3 protein-coding genes are annotated in these 3,378 nt (G+C 71.9%); 2 read left to right on the forward strand and 1 reads right to left on the reverse strand.

The window, feature by feature from the left end:
- Together ROTAS13_RS21475 and ROTAS13_RS21480 are read left to right on the forward strand one after the other, a co-directional pair.
- A partial coding sequence (locus ROTAS13_RS21475) for a diacylglycerol kinase family protein (RefSeq protein ID WP_075823358.1) occupies positions 1–697 on the forward strand: 697 nt, incomplete at its 5' end.
- Positions 694–1,491, forward strand: coding sequence for a metallophosphoesterase (locus ROTAS13_RS21480; RefSeq protein WP_019461239.1), 798 nt, complete (start codon positions 694–696; stop codon positions 1,489–1,491). The genes ROTAS13_RS21475 and ROTAS13_RS21480, both read left to right, overlap by 4 nt.
- A gap of 31 nt (positions 1,492–1,522) precedes the next feature.
- Here ROTAS13_RS21480 and ROTAS13_RS21485 read toward each other — a convergent pair whose 3' ends face one another.
- Positions 1,523–3,205 (reverse strand): ATP-binding protein, encoded by a 1,683-nt coding sequence (locus ROTAS13_RS21485; protein ID WP_226946112.1) that lies wholly within the window; start codon positions 3,203–3,205, stop codon positions 1,523–1,525.
- Positions 3,206–3,378 lie beyond the last annotated feature (173 nt).

Genomic DNA, 3,378 nt, shown 5'->3' on the forward strand with positions numbered 1-3,378 from the left:
CCTGCCGCTCGGCACGCTCAACGTCCTGGCCCGCGACCTCGGCATGCCGCTCGACCCTCTGGAGGCCGCCCGCGCCCTGGCTGGCGCGGAAACGAAGCGGATCGATATCGGCGAGGTGAACGGCGAGATCTTCACCTGCCAGGCTGTGCTGGGCCTGCCGAACCGCTTCGCGCGGCTGCGGCAGGCGAACCGCCGCACCCCCGGCATCGCCGCGCGGATGCGGACCATCCTCGGCACGCTGCGGGCCTTCGGCCGCCCGCCCCTGAGCCTGAACCTCGTCTGGACCGACCGGCCGGGCGCCCCGCCGGCCAGCAAGCATGTCCGGGCCCGGGCGCTGTCCGTGGTCAACAACCCCTATGAGGAAGCGCTGGGCAGCTTCTTCCACCGTCCCAGGCTCGACACCGGCCTCCTCGCCGTGCACCGGCCGAAGCGCTTCGGCCTGTTCTGGTCGCTGGTGATGCTGGTGGCCATGGGCCTCGGCCTCTGGCGACGGACGGAGGAGGTGGAGCACTTCCTCACCTCCGAGCTGACCATCGAGTCGCGCCGCCCCAACCTGCGCGTCTCCACCGACGGGGAGATCCGGATGCTCTCGACGCCGCTACGGTTCCAGCTGCACCCCCGCGCCCTGTGCGTGCTCGCCCTCGCCCCCGTGGCGGAGGCGGACCGCGTAGCGCGGACGGAAACGCTGACGGCATGAGGCGGATCGACCATATCTCCGACCTGCATTTCGGCCGGGTGGACGATGCGGTGGTGGCCGGGCTGCTGGCCGAGTTGAACGCCGCGCCGGCGGATCTGGTGGCCGTCTCGGGCGACCTCACCATGCGGGCCCGGCGCCGCGAATACGCCGCGGCGGCGGAGTTCCTCCGTGCCCTGAAGGCGCCCTGGATCGCCGTGCCGGGCAACCATGACATCCCCTACTACGATCCCTGGGAACGCTTCACCAACCCCTATGCCCGCTGGCGGCGCTTCATCCAGGACGATATCGAGCCCGCCTGGGTGGACCAGGAGATCGCGGTGCTGGGGCTGAACACCGTCAGCCGGGGCGGCCTGCGGATGAACTGGGCCGACGGCACCGTGCACCTGGGCGGGCTGTCGCGGCTGCTGGAGCGGCTCCGTGCCCTGCCCGACGGCACGGTGCGGATCATCGTGGCGCATCACCCCTTCCTGGCCCCGCCCTGGGCGCCGGACACGGTGCTGGCCGGGCGGGCGCGCAAGGCGCTGTCCGTCCTGTCCCAGGCCGGCGTGCGGCTGGTCCTCAGCGGCCACCTGCACCGTACCTATACCTCGCAATACGAGAACATCGTGGCGGAAGGGGGCGGATTGCAGATCGTCAGCGCCGGCTCCGCCACCTCCGTCAGGCTGCGCAACGAGGTGAACACCTATAACCGCATCACCATCGCCCCCGGGGGGATCGACTGCGAGCCCCGGGCCTGGAACGGCCAGGGCTGGGAAAGGCTGGAATTGAACCGCGCCACCGAGATCACCGCCTGATCCGGAGGGCCCGGGGCGGGACCGGCCTGCCTCAGTCCGGCGCCATCATGTGGCGGATGCGTTCGGCCAGCGCCTCCATCGTGAAGGGCTTGGTCAGGAGCTGCATATCCGGGCCGGACAGGGCCACGCCCTCCAGCGCCGCCTCGGGATAGCCGGTGATGAACAGCACCCGCAGCGTGTCGTGCAACTCGCGGGCCGCCAGGGCCAGATCGCGCCCGTTCATGCCCCCCGGCATACCGATATCGGTGACGAGCAGATCGATCGTCCTCCCCCCGCGCAGGATCTCCAGGGCCGAGGCGGCATCCCCGGCCTCCAGAACGGTGCAGCCCCGCTCGCGCAGCACCTCGGCCGCCAGCAGGCGCAGCGAGGGCTCGTCATCGACCACCAGCACCGTGCCGCCCGGGCCGGTGGCGGCGGCTTCCGGCTTTCCGGCCTCGGGCGCCGTGATGGCGGCGCCCCTGTGGCGCGGGAAGCAAAGGCGCAGCGTGGTGCCCTGTCCCGGCGCGCTCTCGATAGTGATCCGGCCGCCGGACTGCTGCACGAAGCCGTAGATCATCGACAGGCCCAGCCCGGTGCCCTGGCCGATCGGCTTGGTGGTGAAGAAGGGGTCGAAGGCGCGCTGCATCACCTCCGGCGCCATGCCGCTGCCGGTGTCGCGTACCGACAGCGTGACCCGGTCCTCCGCGCCGCCACCCGGGGCGCCGGAACCGGGAAGGTTGGCCAGGGCGATGGCCAGCCGTCCGCCGCCCGGCATGGCGTCGCGCGCATTGATGCAGAGGTTCAGCAGCGCGCTCTCCATCTGGTGCGGATCGCAGAGCACGGGCCAGGATCCCGCCGGCGCGTCCACCTCGATGTCGATCTCCGGGCCGATGGTGGAACGGATCAGCCCCTCCATCCCCGCCACGAGCCTTTGCAGCTCCACCGGCTGCGGCGTCAGGACCTGGCGGCGGGAGAAGGCCAGCAGGCGCTGGGTCAGCCCGGCTGCGCGCTCCGCCCCGGTGCGTGCCAGGCCGAGGAAACGCTCCAGTTCCGAGAACCGGCCCTTCGCCAGCCGCGCCTGCATCAGGTCCAGGCTGCCGAGCACGCCGGTGAGCATGTTGTTGAAGTCGTGCGCGATGCCGCCGGTGAGCTGGCCCACCGCCTCCATCTTCTGCGACTGGGCCAGGGCGGCGGCGATGCGGCGGCGCTCGGCCTCGGCCGCCTCCAGCGCGGCGGTGCGCTCCCGCACGCGGGCCTCCAGCAGCTCCGCCATGCGCTCCGCGGCGGCGGCCTCCTCCTCCATGTGGCCGCGCAGGCGGCGCTGCCAGGAGCGGGCGCGCAGCGAGGTCTTCACCGCGCTGAGCAGGGTGACGGCGTTCAGCGGCCTTTCGATGAAAAGGACGTTGCCGAGCCTTTCGGCCAGCCGGATCTCGTCCATCTGGCGCCGCGCCTGCGTGCCCATCTGGCTGAGCACGATGAAGGGCAGGTCCGACCAGGGCGGCTGGCGCGAGAGATGGGCGGTCAGCGGCCCGAGATCGGCATGGAACAGCAGCTCGTCCGTCACCAGCACCAGCCCGGTGGCCACGCCGACGGACTCGGCCAGGGCCGACACGGATTCGACCCGCTGGCCCTCGATCCTTTCGCTGGCCAGGAGGCGGAACAGGCCCAACCCGTCCCGCTCGGTCGGCGCCAGGATCAGCACCGGGCCGGCATCTCTCAGGCTGCGGTCAGCCAAGGGCGGCTCCGTCAGGACCGGCGGCGACATCCGGGCGGGGCACGGCGACGATCCGGCGACACCCGCCGGGAATGCCGGGCCTCCCCGGCGGGGTCTTGCGACAGGTGGCGCGGCGCAGGGTCATGCTGGCCCTGTCTCTTGATCACATCTACGCACAGCTCCACCGTAAGGCG

Origin of the sequence: Roseomonas sp. TAS13 (assembly GCF_001950415.1) — a bacterium.
In the GTDB taxonomy this organism is placed as follows: domain Bacteria; phylum Pseudomonadota; class Alphaproteobacteria; order Acetobacterales; family Acetobacteraceae; genus Roseomonas; species Roseomonas mucosa.

Excerpts from the sequence above, each read along its gene's own strand:
- ROTAS13_RS21480 (WP_019461239.1), top strand. The coding sequence starts at position 694 with ATGAGGCGGATCGACCATATCTCCGACCTGCATTTCGGCCGGGTGGAC.